The organism is Myroides odoratus, from assembly GCF_001549985.1.
Classification (GTDB): Bacteria; Bacteroidota; Bacteroidia; order Flavobacteriales; family Flavobacteriaceae; genus Flavobacterium; species Flavobacterium odoratum_A.
Genome location: NZ_LROZ01000018.1, coordinates 36986 through 51908 on the forward strand (window position 1 = coordinate 36986; position 14923 = coordinate 51908).

Consider the following 14923-nt stretch of genomic DNA (forward strand, 5'->3'; position numbering starts at 1 on the left):
ATACTAACCAAAGACCTTTAGATTCAATTTGTCTGTTTTCTTATTTAAGACCAGCCAAGCTATGCTCAATAGTCGAAATTTTAGCTAATGCATCTGCTTCTTTTTGCTTTTCATTTGCTACAACTTGTTCCGGTGCTCCGCTAACAAATTTTTCATTTGATAGTTTTCCTTGTACTGATTTCAAGAATCCTTTCAAATATTTCAACTCCTCTTCTAATTTGGCAATTTCTTCCTCTACATTTACATTGCCTTCCATTGGAATAAAATACTCATTCGATTTTACTCGGTAAGACAACGCTCCACCTACTTGATCATTCACGTATTCTACACTTACTACATTACCAAGTTTTGAAATAACACAATCAAAATAAGTAGATATCTTTTCGTTATTGATTATTTTCAAATCAATAGTATCCTTGAATGAAATGTTTTTATCTTTTCTAATGGTACGAATACCAGCGATTACTTCCATTGCAAACTCAAACTCTTTGATTACATTTTCATCAAATGCTTTTGTTGCTGGCCATGAAGAGATTACCAAAGCTTGCTCTGCTGTACGCTCATTAATATGTTGCCAAATTTCCTCTGTCAAGAATGGCATAAATGGGTGCAACAATTTCAAGTTTTCCTCCAATAGTTCGATTACTTTAGTATAGGTTGCGCGATCTATAGGTTGTTGATATCCTGGTTTAATCATTTCTAAGAACCAAGAACAGAAATCATCCCATACCAATTTATAGATTGCCATTAAGGCATCTGAAATTCTGTATTTAGAGAAATGATCTTCAATTTCCACTAGTGTTTTTTGCAACTTCGCTTCGTACCAAGCTAAAGATACCTTCGCTGTTTCTGGTTGTTCTAATGCATCAGAAACTTCCCAACCTTTAATCAAACGAAATGCGTTCCAAACCTTATTGGTAAATGCTTTTCCTTGTGCACATAATTCTTCATCAAATAAGATATCGTTTCCTGCAGAAGCAGACAACAATAAACCTACGCGAACGCCATCCGCACCAAATTTATCAATTAATCCTAACGCATCCGGAGAGTTTCCTAATGATTTAGACATCTTACGGCGTTGTTTATCTCGTACGATTCCGGTGAAATACACATTCGTAAACGGTTGTTTTCCAGTATATTCATATCCTGCCATGATCATACGCGCTACCCAGAAGAAAATAATATCTGGACCTGTAACAAGATCATTTGTAGGATAATAGTATTTAAACTCTTCGTTTTCTGGATCAATCAATCCGTTGAATACAGACATAGGCCATAACCAAGAAGAGAACCACGTATCTAACGCATCTTCATCCTGTTTTAAATCTGCCACAGTTAAATCTGCTTTTCCTGTTTTAGCTTTTGCTAATTCAAGAGCTGCTTCTTTGGTTTCTGCAACGACAAAATCTTCTTTTCCATCTCCGTAAAAGAAAGCTGGAATTTGGTGTCCCCACCACAATTGACGAGAAATATTCCAATCGCGAATATTTTCCAACCAACTTCTATACGTACTGTTATAACGACTTGGATATAATTTCACATCTTCCGTTGTCATTACTGCATCTAGCGCTGGTTTAGCCAATTCTTCCATTTTCAAGAACCACTGATCTGATAAACGCGGTTCAATAACTGCTTTCGTACGCTCAGAAGTTCCCACATTATTCATGTAGTTTTCTACTTTGTCTAACGCACCAATGGCAGCTAATTCTGTTTCAATTTCCTTGCGAACCACAAAGCGATCTTTCCCCTTGTAGTGTAAACCTAAATCGTTTAGCGTTGCATCTGCATTGAAAATATCAATAATTTCCAAGTTGTGACGTTCCCCTAACTCTTTATCATTTACATCGTGTGCTGGTGTTACTTTCAAACATCCTGTTCCGAATTCCATATCTACATAGTCATCGAAGATAATAGGCACTACGCGATTACAAATCGGCACGATTGCATTTTTACCTTTTAAATGTTGGTAACGCTCATCATTTGGATTAATACAGATAGCAGAATCACCCAAAATTGTTTCTGGACGAGTTGTTGCAATCGTTAAATAATCTGAAGTTCCTTCGATTTGATAGTTTACGTGATATAGTTTTCCTTGGCGTTCTTCATAAATAACCTCTTCATCCGATAAGGTTGTTTTCGCTTCAGGATCCCAGTTCACCATACGATATCCGCGGTAAATCAATCCTTTATTATACAAATCAACAAACAACTTGATTACTTGTTGTGACATTTCTGGGTCCATCGTAAACTTTGTACGTTCCCAATCACAAGAAGCTCCTAGTTTTTTCAACTGATCTAAAATCACACCGCCATATTCCTCTTTCCATTCCCATGCGTGTTTCAAAAACTCTTCTCTAGTTAAGTCGTTTTTATTGATTCCCTGCTCTCTCAATTTAGCGACGACTTTGGCTTCAGTTGCAATAGATGCGTGATCCGTTCCAGGGACCCAACATGCGTTTAGCCCTTTTAAACGTGCGCGACGTATTAATACATCTTGAATTGTAACATTCAACATATGCCCCATATGCAATACTCCCGTTACGTTTGGTGGAGGTATTACAATGGTGTACGGCTGTCTTTCATCTGGTACAGATCGGAAAAAATTATTTTCCATCCAATACTGATACCATTTTTGCTCTACTTGCTTTGCGTCAAATTGTGCAGGAATTACCATTATTCTATAATTTAATTATTAAAAAAAAGAAAAAACATCAGGTCATAGAATAGAAAAACTATTTTTTCTGTTTTTATAACCTCAGTTTTATTTATCTTTGTGTTGTACAAAAGTAATTATTACTCGTCAATTATAAAAGTATATCTAAAATCGAATATGCGAAAAAAATTTGCGAGTTTTCGAAAAGTTTCTAATTTTACAGAACAACAAAAATTATAGTAATGAAAAAATTAATAGCAGTATTCGCATTAGTTCTATCTAGTGCCTTATCATTCGCTCAAAGTGGTCCAAAAATTCAGTTCGCAGCTGAGAACAACACTATCGATTACGGAACGGTAATCAGAGGGAATGACGATGGATTACGTTCATTCGAATTCACAAACACAGGTGATCAACCGTTGATCATTACAAACGTACGTTCTACATGTGGATGTACAGTTCCTTCAAAACCAACTGAGCCAATCATGCCAGGTAAAAAAGGAAACATCGATGTGAAATACAACATGAGCATCGGAAGAATCAGCCGTACCATTACAGTTGAATCTAATGCAGTAAACTACGAAAACGGTACAGTGCCTTTGAGAATTAAAGGTGAAGTTGTAGAGAAATAATCTTTATCAGAACATAAAAAAAGCCACTCAATTGAGTGGCTTTTTTTATGTTGAAATTTTATATTCTAAAACTAGTTACTTTTCCGTTCCCAACTTTATCAACCCAACCTTTCATCACTGAATTTCTTTTATTTCCTGCATAAGTAACTTCTCCTTTTACCTCAACTTGAGCCGTTTCACCTTGATATTGGAATGTTCCCCCTTCTTTATGTACATAAGTCGCTGTTACAATTGGGACACTAATTTCTGCACTTGAAGAAGATACTACAACAGCACTAAAGTCAAAATCAAAATCTATTCTACTTGTAGAGCTACCAAATTAGAAGCTATGATTACCTGTAATATATGCGCTTGTAGAATTTATTGTATAATCCGTATCTCCTTTATTACCTTCCTTTATGGAATCAATATTTTCATATTCAACCCCTTCATGGAACATCTTGAGCATCTTATCCAACTGTTCTATATCCATCTGCTCATATTCTGCTCTAAATGCTTTACTAGTTCGATCAACATTAGAATCAGGTGTCCATCCATACTTATCAAATACCTTAGTAGCCTCTTTTATTTTTAAATCTAATAAAACTTCTTTTGTTAGTTGCTCTTGTACTATCCTTACTACATCCTGTAATAAAGACAGCTCCTAAAACAAATAGGATTAATGTTTTTTTCATTGTCTGAAAATTTAAATTGTTACTTCTACTAAAGTAAATTTCATCTATAATTCAGACAATAACACACTCAAGTATTTCTAACAAAAACAACTACAAATCACATAGTTACAATATAAAAACAAAATCAAACTACTTTCTAAACTCTTGATTATTAGTAATCGCTTGAGTAAAAAATTCAATGGCCTTGACCTCAACTTTTGCATCAAAACCTTTGATGTGTTTTTCATGGTGGATATCAGATCCTACAAAGTCGATTAAACCGTGTTGCAGCAAGTAGTTTGCCGCTTCTAATACATGTTTACCATAATAACCTGTTACCGATAATAGATTCAGTTGAAAAAGGCAACCTGCTTTTTTCAATTTCTTATACATGGCTGTATTTTGATGGTAAAAGTTATAGCGTTCTGGGTGAGCCAAAACAATATCATATCCATTGGACTTCAATTGAAATAAGATATCCATCAATTGAATAGGCGGATTCATATAGGACATTTCAACCAAAACGTAATTGTTCTTTAAGGTCAAAAGTTCTTTGTTTTCGATGCGTGGCAATAAACTTTCATCCATCAAATACTCTGATGCGACTCTTAATTCGATTGCTTTTGCTTCCTGGGGCAATTGTTCTTGTACCTGCTGGTATTGATTTAAAATACCTTCACGGGTATTTTCCCAAACCAAAGGTGTCGTATGTGGCGTAGCGATGGCTTGTTCAAAACCAAGGCTCTGCATAGAAGAAATAATATATTTTGTATCTTCAATTGTCTTCGCTCCATCATCAATACCATAAATCAAATGGGAATGAATATCCACATAACCTTGAGGGATTAAACTTTTTAAAATCGGTTTAGATTTAAAAAATGAAAACATAGCTTGTTATTTTTACTCTATACTTTTTGTCTATTTGTTTTAAACTCTAAAAACAACGTTGCAAGAGTTAAACCATACAAAGGTAAGGTTATAATTAGCTTTTCTGAGAATAAATTTAAAACAACATATAAAATTAACAACAACACAACAATTATACCTAAAATTCTTTTAATTTTCCCCTTATTTTTAACAAATGGAATAAAAAGTAAGATAGGATTACACAAAAAAACCACATTATTTAATAATACTTCACTGTGTAGAGAATAAAATCCAACTAAAAGAAAAAATACGCCAAAAAGCCCCATAGCAATAAAATAAATGGAGCGAATGATGCGATTGATAGACAACCCTAACACTACAGCACAAGCCAAAGAGGCAAACCAATAAGTATTCCACCATACATAATTCTCTACAGGTTTCGATTGAAAAACGACAAGCTCTTCTTTAACCAAAGGTTGATCTCCATTCATGGATTGAGCAAGCCCTGCTTGAAACTTATCTGGTAAGAATAACAAGGCAGAAGGATGATCGACTTTATTTCCAAAAATCAGGTTAATCCCTAATTTCTCAAAATAACGATCCTTTAAATAGGTATTTAAGATGGTGCGATAGTTTGCTTTATTTTCTTCTACATCAACTTTTACAGGTGTTGGTAGTACTTTATTCAGTACATCAACAACTTTAGTCGTACAGTTGTTGTCTATAAATTTATAAGTATAATAGCGATTTTCTTCTTTTAAGGATTCATTTAACAGACTCCAAACCTTTTGTTTTTGTACTTGAGACAAGTTTAATTCTTGCTCAACAACAGAGCGATTATCATAGGCATAATTCACTACAAAGCTTTCATACCCTTCATAATCGACAAAATAAAGCAAATCTCCCTTTACAAATTTTGCGTAGAAATTAGGTATTCTAAAATCGAATAATCCATAGTTATACACTCGGTCAATCCCCTCAGCTGGATCGTATACTCGAATGGCCGTATGTCCAAAAAGGGAATACAATTGCCCTCCTGTTCCACAAGTTAAAACGCTAATTTTGGCTCTATCTGACAATTGTCTATTTGCTGTATTTCCATAGCCCCATTGTATCATAAACAGAGCGAAGAACAGCATCATTATTCTTTTCATTTTTTATTTTCTAAAAATTCCTAAATCTAATTTCAATGAGAATACATTGGAGTAAATAGCAGCACTTTGATCTCCAATATCGGTCAAGGCATAATCTACTTGGATGCCTTTATAATGGAACCCTACTCCTATATTAGGCTGAAACTCCATTTTTTCAGTATTATCCATTTGCTTATTATGCTGAAAGTTACCTACCCCACCGCGAACGAATACTAAATTAGCATACCCAAATTCGACCCCTAAGGAAGGCGTCATACTCATGGAACCGCTTGAAATCACGGCATTGGTTTCGGCAAATTCAACATGGAGTGCAAAAGCAGCTAACATATTTAAATCGCGGGTCAGTTTCACATTTTTAGCTACTCCTAGTTGTAATTTAGGCAATGTAATCTCTGTTGTTTCAGGCAATTCCTGATTCATTCCTTCAACGGCATTCTGTACTTTACTGTATTCTTTTTTATTGATATTCCACATATTATAGGTGGTTGTAATGTCTCGTGCCATCACCCCAAACATCCAATCAGAATTGGTTTTGTACTGCACTCCAGCATCAAATCCAAATCCCCATGAATTGGCGAATTTTCCAATCACGCGGCGTACAACTTTAGCATTAACTCCATAGGTTAATCCTGGAATTGCCGTATTACGGGCATAAGAGAGTACAAAAGCATAATCTGCAGCAGAGAATAAACTGATGCGGTTGTAATCAATATTTCCATGTTGATCGATTAACTCTGTGGTATTCATAATATCATCCACCCCAAATCGAATGATGGAGATTCCCAAAGCGCTTCTTTCATCCAAAGGCATAGCGAATGCTGCATAGTCATATTGGGCAATATTGGCAAAATAACTAGCATGCATCAAAGCTACTTGTTGCTCTTCCAATTGCATGAGTCCTGCAGGATTCCAATAGACCGAATTCACATCTCCGCTTGAAGAAACCACACTATTTGCCATTCCCATCGCAACGGCATCAACACCAATATTCAAAAATTCATTGGAATATTTTCTTGCCTTTTGTGCATGAGCAGCAATTCCTATGCAAAGTAATAACGTACATACTGTTAGCTTTTTCACAAACCTTTATTTATTATTCATACTAAGTTGTAAAAATAGTAAAAAACTAAAAGGCTATGAAGATATTATTATTACTAAGTTTATGATACCTTTGTATAGGAAATCAAGTCCATTTATTTTAATATACAAAGACTAAAATAAAACATACATGAAAAAACACCTTCCAAATTTCATCACTTTATTAAACTTAGCATCAGGATTAATTGCTTGTATCTATGCTTTTGACGACAATATTCACATGGCCTTTTTATGGGTCTGTATTGGTATTTTCTTCGATTATTGGGATGGATTTGTAGCGCGCATCCTCAATGTTAAGAGCGAATTAGGACTTCAATTGGATTCTTTAGCGGATATGGTAACAAGTGGTGTAGTACCCGGATTAATCATTTACAAACAGTTAGCTAATATTCAAGAGACGCAAGGGCCGTATAACCTCACCCCTGAAACCTATTATATGGCTATTGTTCCGTATTTAGGTTTTCTAATCACATTGGGAGCTGCTTATCGTTTGGCAAAATTCAATATTGACACAAGACAAACAGATTCGTTTATTGGGCTACCAACTCCAGGAAATGCACTTTTTATCTTGAGTTTACCTTTAATCGTCAGTACAACTAGTTCTGAAGCTGTGATTTCTTTCTTGAGCAATCCGTATGTATTAGTGATCATCAGTATATTGAGTGCTTATATCATGAATGCGGAGTTACCTCTATTTTCGCTAAAAATCAATCCTAAAAATTTAGGAGCTTATAAATTGCAATTGGGATTTGTAATCGTTTCAATTATTCTATTGATTGCTTTACATTACTTGGCAATTCCAATTATCATTTTGCTTTACATTTTACTTTCGGTGGTTAAAAATACCACAACGAAAAAAGAAATAGCTTAAAAAAAGGGTCTGCAAATGCAGACCCTTTTTTTTATTATTTTAGTAAAAGACTCAAAATGACTCCAACGACGACGATAACCACTTGAAACGTAACCATACCCAAAACATAACTGAGCAGGGCTTTGAAATAACTAAGGCGTGTTCCTTCATAAAACTGCCCAATACTCCACGTTAAATACACCAACATAATAAAGCCCATAATAAACTCGTTCAACAATGCTACTGTAGGGAAAGTAAAATTCAAGACAACATGAAAGGTATACAACAACATCCCTTGTGCCATCACTAAACTCATTACGACAAAGGTTTCATATAGATTATACTTGTAATCGCTAAAAAGAAATTTCGTCCATAAAGTAATCGGCACTAACAACAATAAATTGGCGTATCCATAATTATTTTGTACCCAATAAAACAATTGATAGATCAAGGAATCACCATAGATACTCTTGATCATTTCATTCTGTATTACATCTGTTTTAAAGTAATGCGAGATGAACGTATAAATCAAAGAGGTAAGAATAAGATACGTAATGGGTTTCGTTATCTTTTGTCGATCCTCTTGTATATACTCTCGAATTACTTTTCCCGGTCGGAGAAATAATTCTCTGGCTGTATAAAGGAAGCCTCTTTCATATCCAATTAACTTCAATAGTTCTTGCGTAAGATAAGACTTATCAATACGGTGAATAACTAAGGGATTTCCACAACAACTGCAGAAATCACCTGAACTTTCGGTTTTACAATTAGAACAACTAGCCATGTTTATTTTAAATTGCGAAGTTTCAATTCTTTTTCAATGGATTTATAATCTTGTCCACTCTTCAGTAAAATAAAAACAAAAAACAAAGGGAAGAACGTAAAAAAGTCTACGCCTTTTTTATAGGTATTATAAAGGGAAACTCCTATAAATGCACCAATAATAGCAGCATTAATTAAATAATATGTTCTCGCCTTTTTTCCTTTTTCGATTAAGGCTTCATCCGTTAATGCTTTTATTTCTTCTTCTTTCATCTATATGGTTTTTATAACACCTAATGCTACGCTCTACTGCATTAGATCAACGGTTCAAGACAAATACCTAAACAATCGTTTTTATTTCATCCAAATGTATAAAAAACCACAACACAAAATAAAATCACGGCATCAAACCTATTGAAAAAAAATGGGTTCAAAAAAAAAAGTAACCTTGCGGTTACTTCTTTTTGACTAAAGGATGATTTAATCCTTTTACATTGTTATTGATGACTTCGTATGTTTTTAGGTGCTTAAACATTTCAGTTAAGTTCCTAAATCCATAATCTCGAGAGTCAAAACTAGGATCTAATTTTCGCAGGTTATTTCCAACAGTAGAAATATACGCTTCAACTTCCTCATCTACTGACATATCAAATGCTTTATCAATGAGGCGCATTTCTTTCTTCGTAATGGTCAGTGTATCGTTATCTTCTTCCTCACCCACCACTGGTTTTTTCTCTTGATTGGTATTTTTTTCTGTTTTAGCCGCTTTAGGCATCAACGTTTCACAATAGGTGAAAATTTCACAAGACTGAACAAAGGCATTGGGTGTTTTCTTTTCTCCAATCCCCATCACAAAAATTCCTTCCTCTCGAATTCGCTTCGCTAAACCTGTATAATCACTATCACTAGAAACAATACAGAATCCATCAACCATTTTTGCATGTAAAATATCCATGGCATCAATAATTAAGGAACTATCTGTCGAATTCTTGCCTGAAGTATAATTAAATTTCTGAATGGGCGAAAAGGATAAATCATTGAGTAAATCCTTCCAACTGTTCATTTGAGGGGTAGTCCAATCGCCATAAATACGACGAATAGTAACCTTACCATATTTAGATACCTCCGTTAAAATATTTTGTAATAATTTGGCTTGTGCGTTATCTCCATCAACGAGTATCGCTATATTATTATTGTTTTTTTCCATTTTTTATTGTATTCAAACTCAAGTAAGTAAAATACGAAAAAAAGAGGGGATAAACTTCAACTTTAATCTTTTTTTAGCATGTTACATATTTTCTTTATTAACGACCCATTTCCCCACTTTAGGCGCTTCATATACCTGCATTTGGCGCAATAAATCTTCAATATCATCTGACACGATAATCATATTTTGATTTTCTTCTTTTAAGAAACCTTGTTTTACCATGGTAGCGATCATTTCTAACAGAGGATTATAAAATCCATCTACATTAAATAAGGCAATTGGCTTTTTATGTAATCCCAATTGTCCCCAAGTTAATACTTCAAAAAATTCTTCCAGTGTACCATATCCTCCAGGTAAAGCAATAATTCCATCGGATAATTCATCCATTTTTGCTTTGCGTTCGTGCATCGTTTCTACAAAAATAAGTTCACTCAAGCGAGTATGCCCTAATTCAACATCAGCTAAAAAATGAGGTAGAACTCCGATAACTTCTCCACCATGTGCTAATGCACCATCAGCAATGACTCCCATTAAACCAACCTTAGCCCCTCCATAAACAACACCTATTTGGTGTTGAGCTAATGCAGTTCCTAAAGCAAGGGCTTGTTGCACGTACATTTCTTTATTCCCTGCGCTTGAACCGCAAAATACTGTGTATCTCATAAATTTATAATTCATCTAAATAACATCTAAATAACTAAAAAACAAATAGTTACCACACAAATGTTTGATTATTTAATTTTTTACCTTTTTTATCGTGTAACAAAAGTAACGTTTCTCAGTCTATTAGAGTAGACGAAAACTTAATTCAACTAATCCAATGAATTCAAAACTATCTTTATTGTTCTTTTTACTCTCCCTTTGTGGTGTTTATGCCCAAGGTTCAGTAAAAATAACGGGGCGTGTACTTGATAAAAAACTCAATGAAGCGATTCCCTATGCAACGATTACCTTAAAAAAAGGAGATACTGTTATCACAGGTGGAATGACCACCGATACTGGTACGTTCTCCATTACTGCTGCTGCAGATACGTATAACTTAGATATTCAGTTTATTGGTTATACGCCTTATCACAAAGAAATTGCATTGAAAAATGCGACTGATCTAGGAACGATTTATCTTGAAGCTGAATCTACTACTTTAGCGGATGTAAACATTGTCGCTGAACGCTCTACGATTGAACAAAAAATCGATAGAAAAGTAATTACTGTTGGAAAAGACTTAACAACAGTAGGGGCAACTGCATCGGATATCATGAACAATATTCCTTCTGTTAACGTAGACAAAGATGGTAAAATCTCTTTAAGAGGAAATGAAAATGTGCGAATCTTATTGGACGGTAGACCAACAAATATGTCAGCTGAACAATTGTTGAAACAAATTCCATCGACTTCAATTAAAAGCATCGAATTGATTACCAATCCAAGTGCAAAATACAATCCAGAAGGTATGTCGGGAATCATCAACATTGTGTTACACAAAAACACAGCGGATGGATTCAATGGTTCAGTAGATAGTGGAGTTACTATTGCTAAAAACATCCAATCGACAACTTCATTAAACCTAAACTACAGACAAGGAAAATTAAACTTCTTTGGAAATGCTAGTTATTCAGATGGTAAATCAAAGAATGATGGATCTATGTTTCGTGAAGATATTTTATCTCCTACAACCATTGACATGTTGAGCCACAACAAAAACATCTTGTATAAAGTAGGGGTTGATTACTATATTAATGACAATAATACCTTGTCTTTTTATACTAATCAAAGTACAAACAAAAGTAATTTAGATTTAAAAACCACAACGCTTTATCCGGATCACTCGTTTGAAGATATTTTTCAAAAAACAAAATACGACAACAAAAATACATTTAGTACCTATAACCTAGCTTACAAACATTTGTTTGAGAAAAAAGGACATACGTTAGATATTGAGGTAAACCACAACATCAACAAAGCGGATATGGACGGGGACTACCTAACAAAATTAGGTATCGCTAGTGATTTGTTGTACCAAGATGGAAATAACGATAAGAATACCTTATCTACGGTAAACATTGATTATGTTAATCCATTAAATGACCATACGAAATTAGAATTAGGAGCAGAAGGTAGAATTTCAAGAGCTGATAATAATTTTAGTTCAAACAATCCGTTAATTCCTTCGAATCAAACCGCTATTGCCAATAAGTATGATCAAGATATTTTTTCTGCATATGCTACATTTGGTCAGACTTTAGGGAAATTCAACTACCAAGTAGGAACGAGAGTAGAGACTTACAAAGTGGATTCTAAACTAGATGGTACTTCTACTTTTAAAGATGATTATGTGACGCTTTATCCTTCTGTTTATGTTGGATATAACTTAACAGAAAGCGATATGTTTAACGTAAGTTATAGCCGTCGTGTAGATCGTCCAAGTGTAAGACAAACTAGCCCTGTTCGTCAGTTTTCAACACCGTTGATGACGATGGTTGGTAATCCAGAATTAAAACCACAGTTTACAAACTCTGTAGAATTAAACTATACTCGATTATTTGCAAAGAGAAGTAGCATTACAGCTGGTGTTTACTACAGACGCATTAACCATGAGATCAATCACGTGATTTACGATGATCCAGAAAATGACAATCCAAATGCTTTATTGATGACTTTTGACAACTATAAATCAAATGATGCATACGGATTTGAAGTTTCAGCTAATATTATTGTTACTCCTTGGTGGGACATGCAACCTGCCATTGATTTCTCTAGTATTAAACAAACAGGATTTGTTTCTCAATTGGATGCAACAGGAAGCATGCAAACGGTACTACGCGATATTACAGCCAATGCCTTCAATGCGCGTTTAAACAGTAATTTCAAAGCGACAAAGAACTTGCGTTTTAACTTATTTGGATTCTATAGAGGTGCTGTAGATGGGATTACCTCTGATGCTCAAGAAATGTACAAAATTGACGCTGGAGCTCGTTATGCTTTACTCAACAACAAATTGGGAATTAGCGTAAGATTCAATGATATTTTCAATACGATGTCGTACAAATTCAAAACAAAATACCCTTATCCTTCAACAGGTGAATTCACTTGGGAAAGTCAATCAGTGTATATTGGTGTAAACTATACCTTTGGCGGTGGAAAGGGTCGTTCATTACAAAGAAAATATAGAGATAGTAACACAAAACAAAGTGGTGGATCAGGAGGACTGTTCTAAATTTCTATAAGAAACTTCAATTATTACGCGAAAGAGGGTTCCTTGAAAAAGGGATCCTTTTTTTTGTTCTTCGCTTTTTTTGCTTTTTTGTATTTTGTTTTTTGTGCTTACGCATTGTCATGTGCCGCTACAATCCTCACCATTTACAACAACGGAGATAATAATCGCAAAAAGCTATTTTTCAATCGGTGCCATTTGGAGCGTTTATTCCAGCGTTCCAATTTCAATTGAATTGAATTTTTACAATCCTCTTCAAACATGGCGCGCATTTGATTGGCGAAATCCATATCGTAAAGAACTACATTGACTTCAAAGTTTAAATCAAAACTACGGTGATCTAAATTACACGTACCTACGGAACTGATACCAGAATCCGTAACCCATGTTTTAGCGTGAATAAACCCTTTTTTATATAAATAAATTTCAACTCCCGATTCTAATAGTTCTTGGAAATAGGATTCAGAAGCTAACTTAACCGTTAAGGAATCTGTAATTCCCGGCAATAAAAGCTTTACTTTTTTCCCACTAAGCACTGCCATTTTAATCGCTAACTGAAGGGATTCATCTGGGATATAGTAGGGCGTTGTAATGCATATTTCATGATTAGTAGCCTGTATAGCTTGTAAAACGCTAAACAAAATAGAAGGCACATCCGAATCTGGTCCAGAAGCAATGATTTGCAAGGGCAATATGTTTTGTTTTCCCATGTGAATCTTCGGAAAATAATCGGCAGAGAAATAAATATTCTCTTTACTACAGAAATTCCAATCCGTCAAAAATACGTGTTGTAAACCATAGGCTCCACTTCCTTCAATTCGAATATGGGTATCTCGCCAGAAGAAATCATTTTCCGCTTTTCTGCTGTTATCATAGCGATCCGATATATTAATTCCTCCAGTATAAGCAATTTGTCCGTCTATGACCACTATTTTACGGTGATTGCGGTAGTTTAATCGATTGGCTAGTGCCAGTAGGATAATTTTATTAAAGGCAAAAGCTTGTACTCCATTTGCGCGAAGTTCTTTCACAATATTCTTGCGTATACTTCGACTACCAAAATCATCATAAATAAAACGTACCTCTACACCTTCTTGTGCTTTTATTTTTAGTAAATCAGCAATTTCTTTTCCTATTTCATTATTTTCATAGATATAGTATTCAATATGAATATGGTGTTTCGCTTCTTTAATATCTTGTAGTAAACGGGGGAAAAAAGTTTCTCCATTCTGTAAGAGCTCCACATCATTATCAACCAAAAGTGGACCTTCCCCTACCATGGCATTAGAGAGCAATTGAACCAACGAACGATGTTGGTCAACAATTGGATGTCCTTGTTGCTTTAAATCGAGGTGTATTTCGCTAATACGCTTGTAGAATCGCTCCGCATAGTTGTCATTGGCAATTAATTTTTTAGAATACATCTTTCGTCGTCGGTAATTGATACCAAAAGAAAAATAGAAAATAATTCCAAATATCGGAACAAAGAACACCAGCAACAGATAGGCTAATGTTTTGGAAATCGAATCGGTATCATAAATAATTCGAATAGACACAAGAATTGCAATGATAAAGTACACGACTTCCCAATAAATAATCCACTCTGATTCGAAAAATAATGACATCATAATTTGAATGCTTTACGATGAAGTAAAAGTAGTTGCCCAAAAAGTAAACCTAAATTTAAACATTCTTTTTCTAAATTCCACTATATCTCAGTTCAAAACACCTTGCTCCCAAGAACAGCAGTTCTTTTGCTTGTTACATTTACTTGTTCCAGTTCATATGAAAGGCTAAATTGCCGGAATAAAACCCTTCGAAATAAACGAAAGCTTT

The 14923-nt window shown here is 34.6% G+C and carries 12 protein-coding genes; 3 read left to right on the plus strand and 9 right to left on the minus strand.

The window, feature by feature from the left end:
* Positions 1–40: 40 nt before the first annotated feature.
* Complete coding sequence (locus AWV75_RS15155) at positions 41–2674, minus strand: valine--tRNA ligase (RefSeq protein WP_060875167.1); 2634 nt, start codon at positions 2672–2674, stop codon at positions 41–43.
* Between the two features lie 221 nt (positions 2675–2895).
* Here AWV75_RS15155 and AWV75_RS15160 point away from each other — a divergent pair, with 221 nt between their 5' ends.
* On the plus strand, positions 2896–3285 hold the full coding sequence (locus AWV75_RS15160) for a DUF1573 domain-containing protein (RefSeq protein WP_060875168.1): 390 nt from the start codon (positions 2896–2898) through the stop codon (positions 3283–3285).
* A gap of 803 nt (positions 3286–4088) precedes the next feature.
* On the opposite strand, the gene AWV75_RS15170 is transcribed toward AWV75_RS15160, so the two are convergent.
* From AWV75_RS15170 to AWV75_RS15180, 3 genes are read right to left on the minus strand one after another with little or no spacing between them, the layout of a single operon-like run.
* Complete coding sequence (locus AWV75_RS15170) at positions 4089–4826, minus strand: tyrosine-protein phosphatase (protein WP_060875169.1); 738 nt, start codon at positions 4824–4826, stop codon at positions 4089–4091.
* Positions 4827–4843: 17 nt separating this feature from the next.
* The gene (locus AWV75_RS15175; RefSeq protein ID WP_060875170.1) at positions 4844–5959 is read right to left on the minus strand and encodes a lipoprotein N-acyltransferase Lnb domain-containing protein; all 1116 of its coding nucleotides are present in this window, start codon (positions 5957–5959) and stop codon (positions 4844–4846) included.
* A gap of 3 nt (positions 5960–5962) precedes the next feature.
* The gene (locus AWV75_RS15180) at positions 5963–7039 is read right to left on the minus strand and encodes a PorV/PorQ family protein (protein WP_060875171.1); all 1077 of its coding nucleotides are present in this window, start codon (positions 7037–7039) and stop codon (positions 5963–5965) included.
* 148 nt (positions 7040–7187) lie between these two features.
* Between AWV75_RS15180 and AWV75_RS15185 the strand changes: the two genes are divergently transcribed.
* Positions 7188–7928: a CDP-alcohol phosphatidyltransferase family protein gene (locus AWV75_RS15185; RefSeq protein WP_060875172.1), complete on the plus strand. Its 741-nt coding sequence runs from the start codon at positions 7188–7190 to the stop codon at positions 7926–7928.
* 34 nt (positions 7929–7962) lie between these two features.
* Here AWV75_RS15185 and AWV75_RS15190 read toward each other — a convergent pair whose 3' ends face one another.
* The 4 genes from AWV75_RS15190 to AWV75_RS15205 form a co-directional block, all read right to left on the minus strand.
* Positions 7963–8691, minus strand: a complete 729-nt coding sequence (locus tag AWV75_RS15190; protein ID WP_060875173.1) for a DUF3667 domain-containing protein — start codon at positions 8689–8691, stop codon at positions 7963–7965.
* A gap of 2 nt (positions 8692–8693) precedes the next feature.
* Positions 8694–8942 (minus strand): hypothetical protein, encoded by a 249-nt coding sequence (locus AWV75_RS15195; protein ID WP_060875174.1) that lies wholly within the window; start codon positions 8940–8942, stop codon positions 8694–8696.
* Positions 8943–9123: 181 nt separating this feature from the next.
* The gene (locus tag AWV75_RS15200) at positions 9124–9876 is read right to left on the minus strand and encodes an NYN domain-containing protein (protein ID WP_060875175.1); all 753 of its coding nucleotides are present in this window, start codon (positions 9874–9876) and stop codon (positions 9124–9126) included.
* A gap of 81 nt (positions 9877–9957) precedes the next feature.
* Positions 9958–10539, minus strand: a complete 582-nt coding sequence (locus AWV75_RS15205) for a TIGR00730 family Rossman fold protein (RefSeq protein WP_060875207.1) — start codon at positions 10537–10539, stop codon at positions 9958–9960.
* A 157-nt stretch (positions 10540–10696) separates the two neighbouring features.
* Here AWV75_RS15205 and AWV75_RS15210 point away from each other — a divergent pair, with 157 nt between their 5' ends.
* Positions 10697–13090, plus strand: coding sequence for an outer membrane beta-barrel family protein (locus AWV75_RS15210; protein WP_060875176.1), 2394 nt, complete (start codon positions 10697–10699; stop codon positions 13088–13090).
* Between the two features lie 143 nt (positions 13091–13233).
* Here AWV75_RS15210 and cls read toward each other — a convergent pair whose 3' ends face one another.
* Entirely contained in the window at positions 13234–14715 is a 1482-nt protein-coding gene (gene cls / locus AWV75_RS15215) for a cardiolipin synthase (protein WP_060875177.1), read from the minus strand.
* Positions 14716–14923: the final 208 nt, after the last annotated feature.

Coding starts and splice junctions, on each gene's coding strand:
- AWV75_RS15170 (WP_060875169.1), bottom strand. CDS start 4,826: ATGTTTTCATTTTTTAAATCTAAACCGATTTTAAAAAGTTTAATCCCT.
- cls (WP_060875177.1), bottom strand. CDS start 14,715: ATGATGTCATTATTTTTCGAATCAGAGTGGATTATTTATTGGGAAGTC.
- AWV75_RS15210 (WP_060875176.1), top strand. CDS start 10,697: ATGAATTCAAAACTATCTTTATTGTTCTTTTTACTCTCCCTTTGTGGT.
- AWV75_RS15175 (WP_060875170.1), bottom strand. CDS start 5,959: ATGAAAAGAATAATGATGCTGTTCTTCGCTCTGTTTATGATACAATGG.
- AWV75_RS15200 (WP_060875175.1), bottom strand. CDS start 9,876: ATGGAAAAAAACAATAATAATATAGCGATACTCGTTGATGGAGATAAC.
- AWV75_RS15195 (WP_060875174.1), bottom strand. CDS start 8,942: ATGAAAGAAGAAGAAATAAAAGCATTAACGGATGAAGCCTTAATCGAA.
- AWV75_RS15185 (WP_060875172.1), top strand. CDS start 7,188: ATGAAAAAACACCTTCCAAATTTCATCACTTTATTAAACTTAGCATCA.
- AWV75_RS15160 (WP_060875168.1), top strand. CDS start 2,896: ATGAAAAAATTAATAGCAGTATTCGCATTAGTTCTATCTAGTGCCTTA.
- AWV75_RS15190 (WP_060875173.1), bottom strand. CDS start 8,691: ATGGCTAGTTGTTCTAATTGTAAAACCGAAAGTTCAGGTGATTTCTGC.
- AWV75_RS15155 (WP_060875167.1), bottom strand. CDS start 2,674: ATGGTAATTCCTGCACAATTTGACGCAAAGCAAGTAGAGCAAAAATGG.
- AWV75_RS15205 (WP_060875207.1), bottom strand. CDS start 10,539: ATGAGATACACAGTATTTTGCGGTTCAAGCGCAGGGAATAAAGAAATG.